The organism is Chryseobacterium sp. G0162 (genome assembly GCF_003815715.1).
Classification (GTDB): Bacteria; Bacteroidota; Bacteroidia; order Flavobacteriales; family Weeksellaceae; genus Chryseobacterium.
Genome location: NZ_CP033922.1, coordinates 3,967,379 through 3,981,681 on the forward strand (window position 1 = coordinate 3,967,379; position 14,303 = coordinate 3,981,681).

At 36.0% G+C, this 14,303-nt stretch carries 15 protein-coding genes; 6 read left to right on the forward strand and 9 right to left on the reverse strand.

Going from position 1 to position 14,303, the window contains the following annotated elements; genetic code table 11:
* Nucleotides 1-10: 10 nt before the first annotated feature.
* The 3 genes from EG344_RS17895 (at nucleotide 11) to EG344_RS17905 (ending at nucleotide 3,864) form a co-directional block, all read left to right on the forward strand.
* Nucleotides 11-1,114 (forward strand): HlyD family secretion protein, encoded by a 1,104-nt coding sequence (locus EG344_RS17895; protein WP_123910731.1) that lies wholly within the window; start codon nucleotides 11-13, stop codon nucleotides 1,112-1,114.
* Between the two features lie 94 nt (nucleotides 1,115-1,208).
* Complete coding sequence (locus EG344_RS17900) at nucleotides 1,209-2,786, forward strand: DHA2 family efflux MFS transporter permease subunit (RefSeq protein ID WP_123910732.1); 1,578 nt, start codon at nucleotides 1,209-1,211, stop codon at nucleotides 2,784-2,786.
* Nucleotides 2,787-3,267: 481 nt separating this feature from the next.
* Nucleotides 3,268-3,864, forward strand: a complete 597-nt coding sequence (locus EG344_RS17905) for a hypothetical protein (protein ID WP_123910733.1) — start codon at nucleotides 3,268-3,270, stop codon at nucleotides 3,862-3,864.
* A 146-nt stretch (nucleotides 3,865-4,010) separates the two neighbouring features.
* Here the strand turns inward: EG344_RS17905 and EG344_RS17910 are convergent, their stop codons facing one another.
* The 3 genes from EG344_RS17910 to EG344_RS17920 are packed head-to-tail and all read right to left on the reverse strand — an operon-like array spanning nucleotide 4,011 to nucleotide 6,385.
* Nucleotides 4,011-5,024 carry a TQO small subunit DoxD gene (locus EG344_RS17910; protein WP_123910734.1) on the reverse strand — a complete coding sequence of 338 codons (1,014 nt, stop codon included), beginning with the start codon at nucleotides 5,022-5,024 and terminating at the stop codon, nucleotides 4,011-4,013.
* Nucleotides 5,025-5,075: 51 nt separating this feature from the next.
* Entirely contained in the window at nucleotides 5,076-5,432 is a 357-nt protein-coding gene (locus tag EG344_RS17915) for a hypothetical protein (protein ID WP_164464462.1), read from the reverse strand.
* Between the two features lie 38 nt (nucleotides 5,433-5,470).
* A complete protein-coding gene (locus EG344_RS17920) occupies nucleotides 5,471-6,385 on the reverse strand; it encodes an alpha/beta fold hydrolase (protein WP_123910736.1) in 915 nt (304 codons plus the stop codon).
* 263 nt (nucleotides 6,386-6,648) lie between these two features.
* Between EG344_RS17920 and EG344_RS17925 the strand changes: the two genes are divergently transcribed.
* Nucleotides 6,649-7,209, forward strand: a complete 561-nt coding sequence (locus tag EG344_RS17925) for a DNA-3-methyladenine glycosylase I (protein WP_123910737.1) — start codon at nucleotides 6,649-6,651, stop codon at nucleotides 7,207-7,209.
* A 219-nt stretch (nucleotides 7,210-7,428) separates the two neighbouring features.
* Here the strand turns inward: EG344_RS17925 and EG344_RS17930 are convergent, their stop codons facing one another.
* On the reverse strand, nucleotides 7,429-7,809 hold the full coding sequence (locus EG344_RS17930; protein WP_123910738.1) for a winged helix-turn-helix transcriptional regulator: 381 nt from the start codon (nucleotides 7,807-7,809) through the stop codon (nucleotides 7,429-7,431).
* 91 nt (nucleotides 7,810-7,900) lie between these two features.
* On the opposite strand from EG344_RS17930, the gene EG344_RS17935 reads away from it, so the two are divergent.
* Nucleotides 7,901-8,431, forward strand: a complete 531-nt coding sequence (locus tag EG344_RS17935) for an NAD(P)H-dependent oxidoreductase (protein WP_123910739.1) — start codon at nucleotides 7,901-7,903, stop codon at nucleotides 8,429-8,431.
* A gap of 15 nt (nucleotides 8,432-8,446) precedes the next feature.
* Here EG344_RS17935 and EG344_RS17940 read toward each other — a convergent pair whose 3' ends face one another.
* From EG344_RS17940 to EG344_RS17955, 4 genes are all read right to left on the reverse strand, one after another.
* On the reverse strand, nucleotides 8,447-8,674 hold the full coding sequence (locus EG344_RS17940; RefSeq protein WP_123910740.1) for a hypothetical protein: 228 nt from the start codon (nucleotides 8,672-8,674) through the stop codon (nucleotides 8,447-8,449).
* 2 nt (nucleotides 8,675-8,676) lie between these two features.
* Entirely contained in the window at nucleotides 8,677-9,174 is a 498-nt protein-coding gene (locus tag EG344_RS17945) for a DUF2199 domain-containing protein (protein ID WP_123910741.1), read from the reverse strand.
* A 34-nt stretch (nucleotides 9,175-9,208) separates the two neighbouring features.
* Nucleotides 9,209-10,795 (reverse strand): patatin-like phospholipase family protein, encoded by a 1,587-nt coding sequence (locus EG344_RS17950; RefSeq protein WP_123910742.1) that lies wholly within the window; start codon nucleotides 10,793-10,795, stop codon nucleotides 9,209-9,211.
* Between the two features lie 233 nt (nucleotides 10,796-11,028).
* The gene (locus tag EG344_RS17955; protein WP_123910743.1) at nucleotides 11,029-11,928 is read right to left on the reverse strand and encodes a CorA family divalent cation transporter; all 900 of its coding nucleotides are present in this window, start codon (nucleotides 11,926-11,928) and stop codon (nucleotides 11,029-11,031) included.
* A 72-nt stretch (nucleotides 11,929-12,000) separates the two neighbouring features.
* On the opposite strand from EG344_RS17955, the gene EG344_RS17960 reads away from it, so the two are divergent.
* Nucleotides 12,001-13,023, forward strand: a complete 1,023-nt coding sequence (locus tag EG344_RS17960) for a 3-oxoacyl-ACP synthase III family protein (protein ID WP_123910744.1) — start codon at nucleotides 12,001-12,003, stop codon at nucleotides 13,021-13,023.
* A gap of 104 nt (nucleotides 13,024-13,127) precedes the next feature.
* Here the strand turns inward: EG344_RS17960 and EG344_RS17965 are convergent, their stop codons facing one another.
* Nucleotides 13,128-14,288, reverse strand: a complete 1,161-nt coding sequence (locus tag EG344_RS17965; protein WP_123910745.1) for a thioredoxin family protein — start codon at nucleotides 14,286-14,288, stop codon at nucleotides 13,128-13,130.
* Between the last annotated feature and the right edge of the window lie 15 nt (nucleotides 14,289-14,303).

Here is a 14,303-nt window from a genome sequence, read left to right on the forward strand (position 1 = left end):
CGAAACCAAAATGGAAAATAATAATACACAGGCAGCTGAACCTAAAAAGAAAAAAAGTTTAGTTTTTCCTATCATTTTAGCAGCTGTAGTAATCGGAGGAGGAATCTACGGTTACAGAGCATATAGCTACGGGCAGTATCATGAAGAGACTGACGATGCTCAGATTGCTTCCAATATGGCACCGGTAATTTCCAAAATATCAGGATATGTAGCTGAGGTAAAAGTAAAAGATAACCAATTTGTAAAAAAAGGGGACACTCTTGTGATTTTGGACAACAGAGACCAAAAAATGGCTCTTGAACAGTCACAAGCTGCTTTAACAACAGCAAAAAGTAATATTTCTACTGCAGAAGCTACTACTACCGCTACTTCTAAGAATATCAATAGCTCTGAAGCTGCTGTAGCAACAGCCAATGCACAGATTGAAGCGGCTAAAGTAAATGTTTGGAAGACTTCTCAGGATTTAAAAAGATATGCGAATCTTGTAAAGGATCACTCTATTACAGAACAGCAATATGAGCAGGCTTTGGCTGCCAAACAATCTGCAGATAAACAACTTCAGGTGTTGGTAGAGCAAAGAAACCAAATTGCGCAGCAGACTACCATTGCTTCTTCTCAGACTGCAGCGAGCTCTCAACAGATCAGTGTTGCGAATTCAGTAGCAAAACAAAGAGAAGTAGATGTAGAAAATGCTAAATTAAACTTATCATACACGGTAATTTTAGCTCCTGAAGACGGATATGTTGGAAAAGTATCCACTCAGGCAGGTCAGTATCTTCAGGCAGGAGCCCAGCTATTTGCTTTGGTTAAAAATGACCAAAAATGGGTAGTGGCGAACTTTAAAGAAACGCAGGTAGATAAAATGGTAGAAGGCCAGAAAGTGAAAATTGAGATTGATGCTTTCCCTGATAAGGAATTTGAGGGAGTAGTAAGTTCATTCTCTCCGGCTACTGGGGCTACGTTCTCTATCCTTCCTCCGGATAATGCAAGTGGAAACTTCGTAAAAGTAGTTCAGAGACTTCCCGTAAAAATTGATTTTGTAAATATAGATAAGAATATTGCAAAAAGATTAAGAACAGGGATGAATGTGAAGGCTGAGGTTTCTTTGAAATAGTATTCATGTATTTACGTAAAATGTATTCATGATGAATTGAAAATCATTAATACATCCTAACATTTTACATTAATACAAATATTCAAATAAAATTATGCAAGACTCATTAGTAGAATATGGAGCCCGAAGAGTGATTATTACAATCACAGCTATTCTTTGTGCCCTTCTTGAAATTGTAGACTCCACGATTGTCAATGTTGCCTTGAATGAAATGAAGGGGAATCTTGGAGCTACGCTTTCAGAAGTGGGCTGGGTAATTACTGCCTATGCCATCGGAAACGTAATTATCGTACCGATGACCAGTTGGCTTTCCCAGCAGTTTGGACGTAGAAATTACTTTGCGGCATCCATCATTATATTCACCATATTTTCATTCTTATGTGGAAATGCGACCAATATTTGGGAGCTGGTATTTTTCAGATTGATGCAGGGAATCGGTGGGGGAGCCTTATTGGTAACTTCACAAACGATCATTACGGAATCTTATCCGATAGAAAAAAGAAGTATGGCTCAAGCCATTTATGGTCTTGGGGTAATTATTGGTCCTACATTAGGCCCACCATTGGGAGGATATATCGTTGATAATTTCAGCTGGCCCTATATTTTTTATATTAATATTCCAATTGGGATTGCAGCAACTTTGATGACACTGCAGTTTGTGAGAAGTCCGAAATATGCTGAAAAACGTAAAATTTCAGATGTTGACTGGATAGGTATTGGTTTGCTGGCAGTAACAGTAGGTTCATTACAATTCATTCTGGAAAGAGGACATGAGGAAGACTGGTTTGCCAGTGGAATGATTGTAGCGTTTACAGTAGCAGCTGTTTTAGGATTTATATTATTTCTTTGGCGGGAACTTACCTTTAAATATCCGATTGTAGAGCTTAGGGTACTTAAAAACAGTAATTTAAGAATCGGAACAATGATGTCATTTGTACTTGGATTTGGGCTTTATGGGTCCACATTTATTGTTCCACTGTACACGCAGAGTATTTTGGGTTGGACGGCACTTCAGTCAGGAGCATTGATGATTCCGGCTGCATTAACAACAGCCTTTATGATGCCTATCATTGGTAGATTATTGGCGAAAGGTGCAAAACAACAAATATTGGTCTCCCTCGGATTGTTTATCTTCTTTATCTATAGTTTCTGGGGATATAAAATTCTGACTCCGGACACCAGTAAAGATGCTTTCTTTTGGATGCTGATTGTAAGAGGTGCAGGATTAGGATTACTATTTATTCCGATAACATCCTTGTCATTAAGTACTCTTAAAGGACAAGAAATTGGTCAGGGAGCAGCCTTTACAGGAATGATGAGACAGTTGGGAGGATCTTTCGGGATTGCCGCGATTACGACTTTCATTGCCAATGCAGGCCAGACCTACAGGAATAATCTGATTTCTCACCTCGATGTAAACAGTTTTGATGTCCAGCAAAGGCTGGCAGCTTTGAAAGCCAGTTTCATTGCAAAAGGGATGACTCCTGATGCCGCAATGAATGCTGCTTATAAAATGCTAGACCTCTCTGTCACCAAGCAGGCAACAGTATTGTCTTATATGGATGTATTTCTTTACCTCGGGGTAATATTTTTAATATGTATTCCGTTTATCTTATTTATTAAAGAAAGAAAGAGTAAAGAAAAGATAGATTTGAGTGAAGCCATGCACTAAATTTTAACTAAAACCTTCGGATATTCCGGAGGTTTTTTGTTTAAAATGATAATGACTTAAGATTCATTACATTAATTATTATGATTTCCATCTTCCTCCTTCCGTTCTAATTATATATCAATCTTTTATTATAAAAATAATATCACTTATTGGAGAATTTATTTATTTTTTTTAGCTTTACGCTACCAAATGAAAAAATATGAATAGATTCCCTCATCCCTATAAAACCTTTTCAAAAGGCCCAGATTGGAGTATAATATTACATGCTTATCTGTAATCCAATATTTAGTGTTATAGTTTTCCATTACTTTCATGTATTTTTTGATGCTAAAGTAAAGGGTGGTATTCCTGATTTCTGAAATTGAATAAAGAAATAGAGGAACAGATATTTTATTCATTCTGGATATTTTTAAATCGATACCGTGTTTTATGATTTAAAAATATTTGTATTTGCTAATAACCTACTTTATAAAATTTAACTATGAATCCAATACAGCTTCCGGAAACTTTTACGGCATTATCAGATTTCAGGAAACATGATGTCTATTTGCCAGAAATGGATCAGAACCTGATTATTTCAGATTTCTTTCCCGGGACGTTTACAGAACTTACCCAACGTCTCTCAGATATTACAGGAGCATTTTATGGCGGATTACTGAAGCAGGCAGGTAAGCTTTATGGTGCAGAGACCATTAATGAGCTTTCTACTGCTTTTATGTACGATCTCGGATCAAAAATGGCTTTGAGAAATCTGGAAGCAAAACCTGATCTGCAGCCAGGAATTCCGGCAGTCGCCAAAATCGTAATTGGAGCAGTTTTTACATCCAGTCCCGAATATAATTTTGATTTCAAAGAATTAAATGACCACAGAGTTGAACTACTGATTAAAGGAGTAGACCGTTACCACAAAATCACACAAAGTCTCCAGATCGCAGGACTGCTGAAGTGGCCGGTTATAGAACCTTTTATACAGGGAGTATGCGATACTATGGGACTGGATGTTTTATTTGAAATGAAAGTGCTGAAACTCAATCCTGACAGCTCATGTATATATGAAGTAATTGTGGAGAAGAGATAACTTTTCATTTTATCCATTCGGATATCAACATTAATAGGAGCGGGCTTTAGCCCGCTCTCATTATTAAAATCCCATTCATTTGGCTTTAGCCAAAACACACATCCCAAATCATGTTTCCCTGGCAAATACAGATGAGGTATAATATTTTATCTTATAATTTCCACCCATTCAATCCCACTAATATCAATCAGTTTCAAGGTATGAATAGCATCTTTCTGAAGAATATCATCAATTCCGATATTGACATCAGCCTTAGCACCTAATGGAATAACAAGACTGTGTTTTCCCGGTTTTACTTTGGCTACATAATGATTTTTGATATTGTCTTTAGAAAATTCTGAAAGCTCTTTATGATCGATTTCCTTTAAAATATTTCCGTTTTTATCCAGAATATGGATTCCTATAAGGAAAGAACCATATACATCGGCGCCTTCAGTTCTGTAAACTTCAAATGTTAAATCTGAATCACGACGGGAAATATTGGAAATTTCAAGCTTTGGTTTGACAGATTTATTGTGTAAGGTTCCCCAAACGCCCCCATGAAAATATTGATTGGTATAAAGGGTAAGTCCGAAAATCAGTAGTGAACCCGTTAGTACAAACACCTTTGGCTGAGCTATAGGAAGAATTCCCGAACCTAGCCATTGGAACCATTTGGATAGGGTAAAGCTGTTGTTTCTCTTTATAAAATAATTATCGATGGAATAAGAACCACTCCCCGTAAGGAACAGAACGAAACCACCTGCAACTCCCAAAACTCCAATCTGCCATTCATCCACGCAGGTAGTTCCCAGCCATCCTGAACCCAATAAGATTCCCAGAGCAAGGCTGAAAATTCCTATACTCATCAGTCGGGTAAAAAGACCTAAAATGATAAATAATCCTACGATGGCTTCAATAATTGTAAAAATCATCATAGACCTTTGCAAAGCATCCGGATGGATAACCAGGTACTCTATAATAGGTTTAATTCCCAGAGCATTCGGTAAAAAATGATTGAATTTCTCCCCGATATATCCCTTTTCATCAGGAATAAGCTTGTTTTCGAGGATAAGTCTGCGCCAGAAGGCTGAAAAATAAGTCCATCCGATGACCATTCGGAGAGATAAAGTGTATAATCCGGCCAGGTCATAAGACTGGCTGTTGGTAGTATGTTTCATTAAAATTGATATTGTATTGTAAAAAACTGGTTTTCAGGCTTAAATGAAGTTTTAAGCCAGATTCAATTTCAGTCTTTTAAATAAAATATACTTCGGTGGGCTGTTTCCTGTTGTATGCCCAGAATATTCATTAAAAAAGCTAAGATGTTCCCCTGTAATTCTGATACTGGCATTAAAATCTGAGAAAGTTTCTTTGTATTTAGATTTTGCTTCAGCTTTTGAAATGGAAATTTTTGATGAAGTAGTAGAAGTATCACAGTGTAAAGAAAGCCCGGATGTTATCTTTACTTTGTTTAAACCGCTGATGTATTGAATGTCAAAAATATCAAGAACATTTCTTTTGACAGAACATGGTGATAATGAAAACGCCAGTATAAGCATCGTAATGATGGCCTTATAAGTCTTCATATGGATTCTGGTGTCTGACATTCCTACAAAACTACACTTTATTTTAATTTCAGCTCAATAAATTTTAAAAATTCATCCTGCTGATCTACAAATAAATAGTGTGAACAGTTATCGATAAGTTTAAAATTCTTCTTTCCGACAATATTTTTAAGACTGTTCAGCTGCTTTTCAGAGAATATTCCGTCATTTTTTCCATACACCGCAAAAAGAGGAATGCTTTTTCTTTTGATCTCTTTTAAAATTGCTGTATTGTCAAGGTTATTCAAAGGCTCATTCTGATAAAATTTAGTTGGAGAATTGTGGTTTCTGATGTTATTTTTATAGAATTCACCAGTTTCATATTCCTTTCTCAGACTTTTACTTTCCGGAGTAGGGTTGGGCATATTGAAGAAATCAAGTTTACTGGCAATTTCATAGCATCTTTTTCTGTAAGCAGCGGAGCTTTTGTCCAGGTTTTCTATTTCAGAAATTTCCTGCAACTGAGCGGAATCATTTTTAAAGTGTTCTTTGGCCTGTTTTAAAATATGATCGTAGGTTTGCTGTTGGGTGAATAGTGCACCTGCCAGGGTTAATGTTCTTACTTTTTCAGGAAACTGATTGGTGAATAGTGTACCAATGATTCCTCCAAAGCTGTGGGCAAGAATATGAGCTTTTTTGATATGATAAGTTTGGTAAAGCTGATTCAGATCTTCAAAACTTTCTTTGAAGGTCATGGTTGCACTTTCATCTTTAGAACGTCCTTCACCACGTCTGTCATAGACAATAACATAAAATCCTTTATCAGCCAGCTTCTGAGCTGTAGTTCCTTCAAATAAAGTAGCATTACCACTAGGACCTCCGTGAATGAAAATAACAGCAGGATTCCGCGCATTTCCATAAGCTTTTGAATAGATAGTCTGAGCATTTGTGGAAATTAAGAATAAGCAAAGAAGAAGTGAGAATAATGATTTCATGGCTGATACTTTGAGATTACGAATCTAGCTAATATTTTTGAGGTGTAGAGTGGAAAGTTATTGATTGAGGTCGTTTTTTAGGTATGTTGTAAAATGATTCCTTCAAAAATTTCCTGAATTTTCGCCAGCCCTGTTCTTTTGGAATCAAGGAACTTCTATTTTCCAGTCTCCATCTTCATTTCCTCAAAAAAAAATTCTCTACTGACTAACAGTTGTCACGATCCTGTCTTATCTTTATCCCGTTAACTAAAACATATACTTCAATGAGTTATTGCTTAGCCATAGAGGGAATGCAGCCTAAGAGCAGAAAAGAACTGCATAAAAACTATCACGACAACTATTATGGATTTCCCATTCATGATGATAATGAATTGTTTGGACGATTGATTTTGGAGATCAATCAGGCAGGCTTAAGCTGGGAAACAGTTTTAAAGAAAGAAGACAGTTTCAGAAAGGCATATGATAATTTCGACATCCAGAAAATAGCAGCCTACACAGAAGAAGACCGTGAAAGGCTTTTGAATGATAGTGGGATTATCAGAAATAAGCTGAAGGTAAATGCAGCCATTGAAAATGCAAAGACCATTATGGAACTGCAAAAAGACTTTGGCTCCTTTGAAAAATGGATAGAACATCATCATCCCAAAACATTACCGGAATGGATGAAACTTTTCAAGAAAACCTTCAAATTTACAGGCGGAGAAATTGTAAATGAATTTCTGATGAGCACCGGATATCTGAAAGGAGCCCATCATGAAACCTGTCCGATTCATGCAAAAGTGTTGGTACAAAAACCTTTGTGGAAAGAAACGGAAAAGAATTAAATGATTCTGGACTATAAAATTTAACTCCAAAAGTCACAAAAGAACTAACCACTTAAGTAATTTGAAGGGAGAAGTTTCGCGTATAATAAGTTCATATAAGACGAAAATCAAAGATTTTCAAAAACTTAAGTGAACTTTTATGCAGTATTATTATAAACTTTCTTAAGTGAACTAAAGTGTTTAAGCATAAAGCTTTTGTGACTTTTGTGGTTTAAAATATCATTCCTTGTGGTAGATTTCTTTTTTTATTAATTCTTTATGTTCTATTCCCCATTTTTCGAATTCCAGAATAATAGGTTTTAGCTTATAACCAATCTCGGTTAATTCATATTCTACTCTTGGCGGAACTTCAGCATAAACAGTTCTTGTGATGATTTTATCTTCCTCCAATCTGCGAAGTTGAAGAGTAAGCATACGTTCTGTAATGTTGTGAAGTTTTTTCTTTAATTCACCAAATCTCATTTTACCATTGATGAGGTAGCAGCAGATAGCTAATGCCCATTGTCCGCCGATGATATTGGATGCATACACTTCCGGGCATTCGTCTGCAAGAGCTTTTTTATTGGCAAAATTGGTTGAGGTTTCCTTTATTTTAGTCATTACTTACATTTTTTATAGTACCCTACAATAGGTTGCTAATGTACGAAATGTAAGTAGTGTGTTGTAATTTTGCAATAGAAATTTAAACATAATGAAGACTTTAGTAATCGTTACTCATCCTGAAATTGAAAAATCTGTCATCAATAAAAGATGGATTGAAGAATTAAAAAAATATCCTGAAAAATATACCGTTCATCAATTATATGAAGCTTATCCTGATGGAAAAATTAATGTAGCCAGAGAACAGGAGCTTATGGAATCTTATGATAAAATTGTATTTCAGTTCCCTTTTTACTGGTTTAGTAGTCCACCACTTTTAAAACAATGGTTAGATGAAGTTGTTTTGTACGGTTGGGCTTACGGAAGTAACAGTGGCTACAAGTTAGCAGGAAAGAAAATGTCATTGGCCGTTACTGCAGGGATTGATGAAGAAGGCTATAGTATAACCGGAGAGTACAAATATACTATGAAGGAACTGTTTCGTCCTTATGAACTGACTTTTGATTATGTTGAAGGACACTATGAAGAACCTTTTGTTTATTATGGCATAGAGCGTGACTCTTCGGATGAGTGGATTGAGAGAAGTGTCCCGATGTATCTTAATTTTTTGGATAATCTATAAAAACATAATGGGAATCTATTTAGTGCTCTTCTTTAAATAGATTCCTATTCCTAATACAGTTAAAAATACTCCTATAATTAAAAAGGGAAGCCATAGCACAAAAGAGATCTCACTGAGTTTGATTATAAATACCGGATAGCTTCCTCTTGCAGTAAACATTCCTACAGATAGTAAAAACATAATGATGGAAAGGAAAATCATTGAAAGTCCTATCAGGAAAATGTATTTATTAAACCTGTTCATATTTAACTATTTAAAACCCTGTTAATTCTTTTTTCAGCCTCTTCTTTCGTAATTCCATTATAAAAATCATGAACGAAAGGATGGTCATAGCTTTGATGTGGGAAAACAAACGGGCGTCCGATGGTATTATCCACTACGACTGTTGTAGGAATACTTTCAGAAAAATCATAGTCGGGAAGATAGGTATTAAGCCATCCGAAATATTCAGCTTTGAATTCTTTATGATCATAATTTTCAACATATTCAGTATAGCTTTTTTCACTTAATGAAACCCATACTCCATAATCAAGATCCCTGCAGTCATCGCTAACTTCCTGTATCAAAACAGCCCGAATGAATCTATTGGTCTCTTCAGGACTTTCAACAAAGCAAAGGTCTGAAGTGAGCTTTGCGTTTTTCATTTCTTCCTCAGAAAGGCAAGAGTAAAAATGGGGAGCATTATAAGCTAATGCAGGCCAGTCTTCTTTTTCTTCACCACAACAATCACAGATATATTTCATGGATGTAATTTTAAACTAAAATACTTAAAAATTTTTACCCTACCGTTGGGGTGTCTTCTTCTTTTAGTATTTTTTTCTCCTTCATGGTGAGCATCATCCGTTCATATTTGTATTTCTCCCAATCAAACTGATTCAGAAAATCAAGAGCAGCCTGAAAACCCCGGTTGAAAAGATCCTCCTTTTCTTCCTGTTTCATGAAGAAATTCAACCAGCTGCTGGTTCCACAGTTGACGGATTGTATACTGTATAAACGATAGAAACTATGTTTGGTAAGAAACATCTTGTCATTAAAACCTTTTAAAGTACTGATGATATTTCCGGCATAGCTGAAAGGTGTTTTCAGGATTTCTTCACTTGTTTTTCCTTTTTCAGAAAGAAGATCAGAGTCACTGGTAAGTTGTACTGCAAAAAGAGGCATTCTAGGATAAAACACTTCATCCGCATGAAACAGATCAATAGGGAAATTGGAAATACTGCCTCCATCAATGAAAACTCTCACCGGATTAATATCTTCCTTTTTGGTATTCATCCAGAATTTCCATGCATATTTCACAGAATCTTCGTCCTTATTAATTCTCTTCTGAAAAGGCTCAAAGAAAAAAGGGACGGACATGGATGCTCTTACAAACTCTGCCGGACTAATGTGTTTCAGTTCTTCTTCAGACCAATATAAATTAGCCATAGTAGGCAGTTCTACTTTTATTTTGGCATTGATGTCTGTAGTAATCACAACATATTCGGAGCGAAGCAGGTAGAACGGGTTGTTTTTATAATAATCATTATTAAAAGCACTGTCATAGAAAATCTTATATCTTGTCTGATCGATATGTTCCAGGTTTTTAGCCTTGATTTTATCAATACTTGCTAACGTAATGTTATAGTATTCCTGTCCGTTTCCATAGCGGTAGTTGAGGTTGAGGTCGTGCTCCTTTTGTATAAACTTCTCATTGAGATTAGCCACCGTTTTTATTCCAAAATTATCCAGAGCAGTTTTCATGGTGTTCAGGAAAACATTTCCTGGATTAAGCCCACTGTTTTCCTTTCTGAAGTTGTTGTATAATTTTTTGATGCAGAAAAAAAGGATAACTGCAGGAATTAAAGGAATTAAAAACATCAGTTTGGCACTCAGAATGCTTTCTGAAGGAGCTGCAAAAGGAATACTGACAAGAATAATGAACAAAATAGCTGCAATAATAGCATTGATCTTAAAGAAATTCTTATTGTTCAGCATTGCATGAAGGGTTGTCTTTACATACGTTTTTCCATCCATGAAATCAGCAAAATCCCAACTGAAAAGGATTTCTTTGATAAGCTCACTTTTAGGTTCTTCCTTTGTTTTACAGGCTGCAATAAGCATCGTATTGATGGCTCCGGCACTGGTTCCTGCAACTTTCAAAAAACGGATTCCGAACACCTCTAATGCATAAAGATAGCCCACCAATGCACTTCCCCAGACACCGCCGCCTTCCTGCACAAATTCTATATACTGATTTCCTTCTGCATCCAACAGATCAGAAAACTCCTTTGTAGAAATATTCCCTTGCAGAGCCATAAGCTTATCTTTAGACGCCTGTGATAGAGAAGGATCTTCCAGAATTTTATTAAGGGTTTCAGTTTTCATAGGCTATGGTTTTCGGTTCGTAATATGCTGTCATTACGAACCGTCGGTGAAGCAATCTCTAAATTACTATTTATTTGGAAATCATAAGACTGTTTTATAGTAAAGATGGATAATATATTAGATGTATTGCAAGAACAAAAATCAGATATTCCACCAGATGAGATGCTTACAGTTCAAGTTGATTTCCATAATCATCTGCATGATCTGTGAGAAACATAAATTCATCCTTAGCATTACCACTGTCTACGCCTCACATAGATGAACGTACTGATGACAACCAATGCCATGCCTCCCAAGGTGAAATAATAGCCATATTTATGGTGAAGCTCAGGCATATTATCAAAATTCATCCCATAAACTCCTGCAATAAAGGTGATAGGTAAGAAATACACTGAATAAATAGCCAAAACCTTCATCACCTGGTTGGCTTTCTGATCCGAAAGGGCCAGAAACATTGAAATAAGGTTGGTAATCTGGATGTTCAGATGGTCAAAATCGGCAACCACGTCCTTGTGTTTATCCTTTAAATCCACAATTTCAGAATCCTGAAGGTTCAGCAGCTTAAACTTATCAATAGCATCTGTGGAAATGACTAAAACCCGTGAATTCAGTCCGGATTTTCTTTTCAGTTTGTAGAGTCTTCGGATCTGGCTGGTGTGGTTGGTATTTTTAAGGAAAATTTCATTCTCAATATTATCCATCGTTTCCAGTAAGCTTATGGATTCATCATCGAAGCTTTTCATAATCAATATCGCGATCATCAAAGCTACTTTCTGCGGAGTTACTTCTTCCTGCGTGAGGGTAAGTTTTTTTTTCGTTTCAGAAATACTTCTTGTTTTCATTCTGTGGATGGTGATAATGGTTTTATCCAGAATGAAAATCGCAATTTTTGTACTGATATCGCTGATGGTGTTCAGGTTTTTCCTTTCCAGTTCTGTACTTTCACGGAGAAGAAAGAACTTTACATTCCCGTCTTCTTCATATTTGGGAAGGTGATTGGGGTCTATGGTATCTTCCAGAAGGAGATTATTGATTTCGTATCGTTCATGAAGGAATTTCAGGTCTTCCGCAGTAGGAGCCTCTACATCTACCCATTCGCAGTGGGTACTTCTGTATATTGTATCAATTGGCATAAAGTAAAAATACTAATATTTTGAAATACTATGTTTTAAATAAGTTTATCTTTGCCAAAATTATAAAACTATATGATTAAAAGTACAATAAAAGGTGTGGGATTTTATGTTCCAGATAACGTTGTTACCAATGATGATCTAGCCAAACTAATGACTACCAATGATGAATGGATTACGGAGAGAACAGGCATCAAGGAACGAAGACACAGAAAAAACAGAAATGATTCTCAGGAAACTGCTGCTTATCTGGGCTTCAAAGCATCAGAAAAAGCCATAGAAAAAGCGGGTTTAACAGCTAAAGATATTGACTATATTGTTTTTGCAACCCTTTCACCGGATTATTATTTTCCGGGATGTGGAGTTTTGCTTCAGGATATGCTGGGATGTGATACCATCGGAGCATTAGATGTAAGAAATCAGTGTTCAGGATTTGTATATTCTATGAGTGTGGCTAACGCATTTATTAAATCAGGTACTTATAAAAATATCCTTGTTGTAGGAGCAGAAGTTCATTCTTTTGGATTGGATTTTTCTGATGAAGGAAGAGGTGTTTCTGTTATTTTTGGAGACGGGGCAGGAGCTGTTGTGCTTTCGGCAACAGAAGATGAAAATGCAGGAGATATTTTAGCCGTAAATATGCATTCTGAAGGGAAATATGCAGATGAATTATGTACGCAGTTTCCAGGTTCTAAGTTCGGATGGAGCGATAGAATGAGAAAAGAACCGGAAAATGTAACAGATAAGGAAGTATATCCTATCATGAACGGAAACTTTGTATTCAAACATGCGGTAACAAGATTCCCGGAAACCATGATGGAGGCCTTGAATAAAGCCGGAAAAACAATCGAAGACCTTGATATGTTTATCCCTCATCAGGCTAACCTTAGAATTGCTCAGTTTGTTCAGCAAAAGTTTGGATTACCGGATGAGAAAATCTTCAACAACATTCAGAAATACGGAAATACAACTGCAGCTTCTATTCCTATTGCATTAAGTGAAGCTATTGAACAAGGGAAAATCAAAAGAGGAGATTTAGTACTTCTTTCAGCTTTCGGTAGCGGGTTTACCTGGGGAAGTGTTCTTTTTGAATATTAATCAAATGAAAGGCTATAACAAATCGAAAATTTGTTGGAATTAAAGCCTATAGAAAATAAAAACCGCAGAATATTCTGCGGTTTTTTTATGTTTTTGCCTGTAAATTAAAGGCTTTTCAATAGTTTCTCGGTATCAGAAGAATCCTGTCCTTCACTTTTTGCAAGTTCGATGGATTTTTCAGCCCACATCTTCGCATTTTTTTTATCACCAATCTTATTGTAAAGATTAGCTAGTGTATCTGTATTGGCATAGCTCTGTCCTTTTTTTATAGATTCCTGACCCCATGCAATAGCCTGTTCCAAAGAGGTTTTATTGCTTACATTCTCAAAGAAGTTCCAGGCTGCAGAATTTAATTCTGAACCGTTTGCCTTAGAATAGTCCTGATATACCTCTAAAGTCAGCTTTTCAAAAAGGGCAATATCTTTGTTTTTTAAAGCTCTGCTGGCTTTTAGTTTCTTTAGTAATTTTTCTGCATTTTCTTTGCTTACGAATTTCTGAACTTCTGTAATAAAGTATTGGTCATCCCAGGTTTTAGTATCAGGATTATAAGCCTTTTTAGTAATCGTACTCATTTGGAAGTTCTGATTAAATCTTTCATACCTGTCGTCAGGGAAAAGTTTCACGATCTCTGCTTTTTTATCCTGAAAGATTTTGTACAAAGGACTTTCTGTTGTTTGTATACCCGAAATAAGAAGTTGGGCATCCTCTTCATCCATTGTAGGTTTCACCTGAAAATAACGATTCAATACTTTTTCAGCAAACTCTCCATCATTATAAATGGTAAGTTCTGCAAGGTTTTTTAAAAATCCAGGTTCCTTTTCTCCTTTTTCAAATTGTTGTTTTAAAGAAGTAAGTCTTTTATTGGGGTCTCCAGCATCTGTAGCAAATTGGATGAAGTCTTTTTCTTCTACATATCCTAAAGTTCTGTGTACAGCTTCACCGTTTCCGTCAATAAATAAATAGGTAGGGAATGCTTTTACGTTGTATTTTTTTGCCAACGCTATTCCTTCTCCTTTTTCCATATCAATTTTAACATTGATGAAATGAGCGTTATAATAATCCCCAACATTCTTCAAAGGGAAGATATTTTTGACCATCAGTTTACAGGGGCCGCACCATGATGCGTAAGCGTCTACAAAAACCAGTTTGTTTTCTTTTTTAGCTTTGGCAAGGATAGAGGCAAAGTTGCCATCTTCAAATTTGATGCCCTGCGCCCATGCAAAAGCACCTATAAATAGAGTAGAAAGTATCACTATTTTTTTCATAAAAAACGTTTTGTT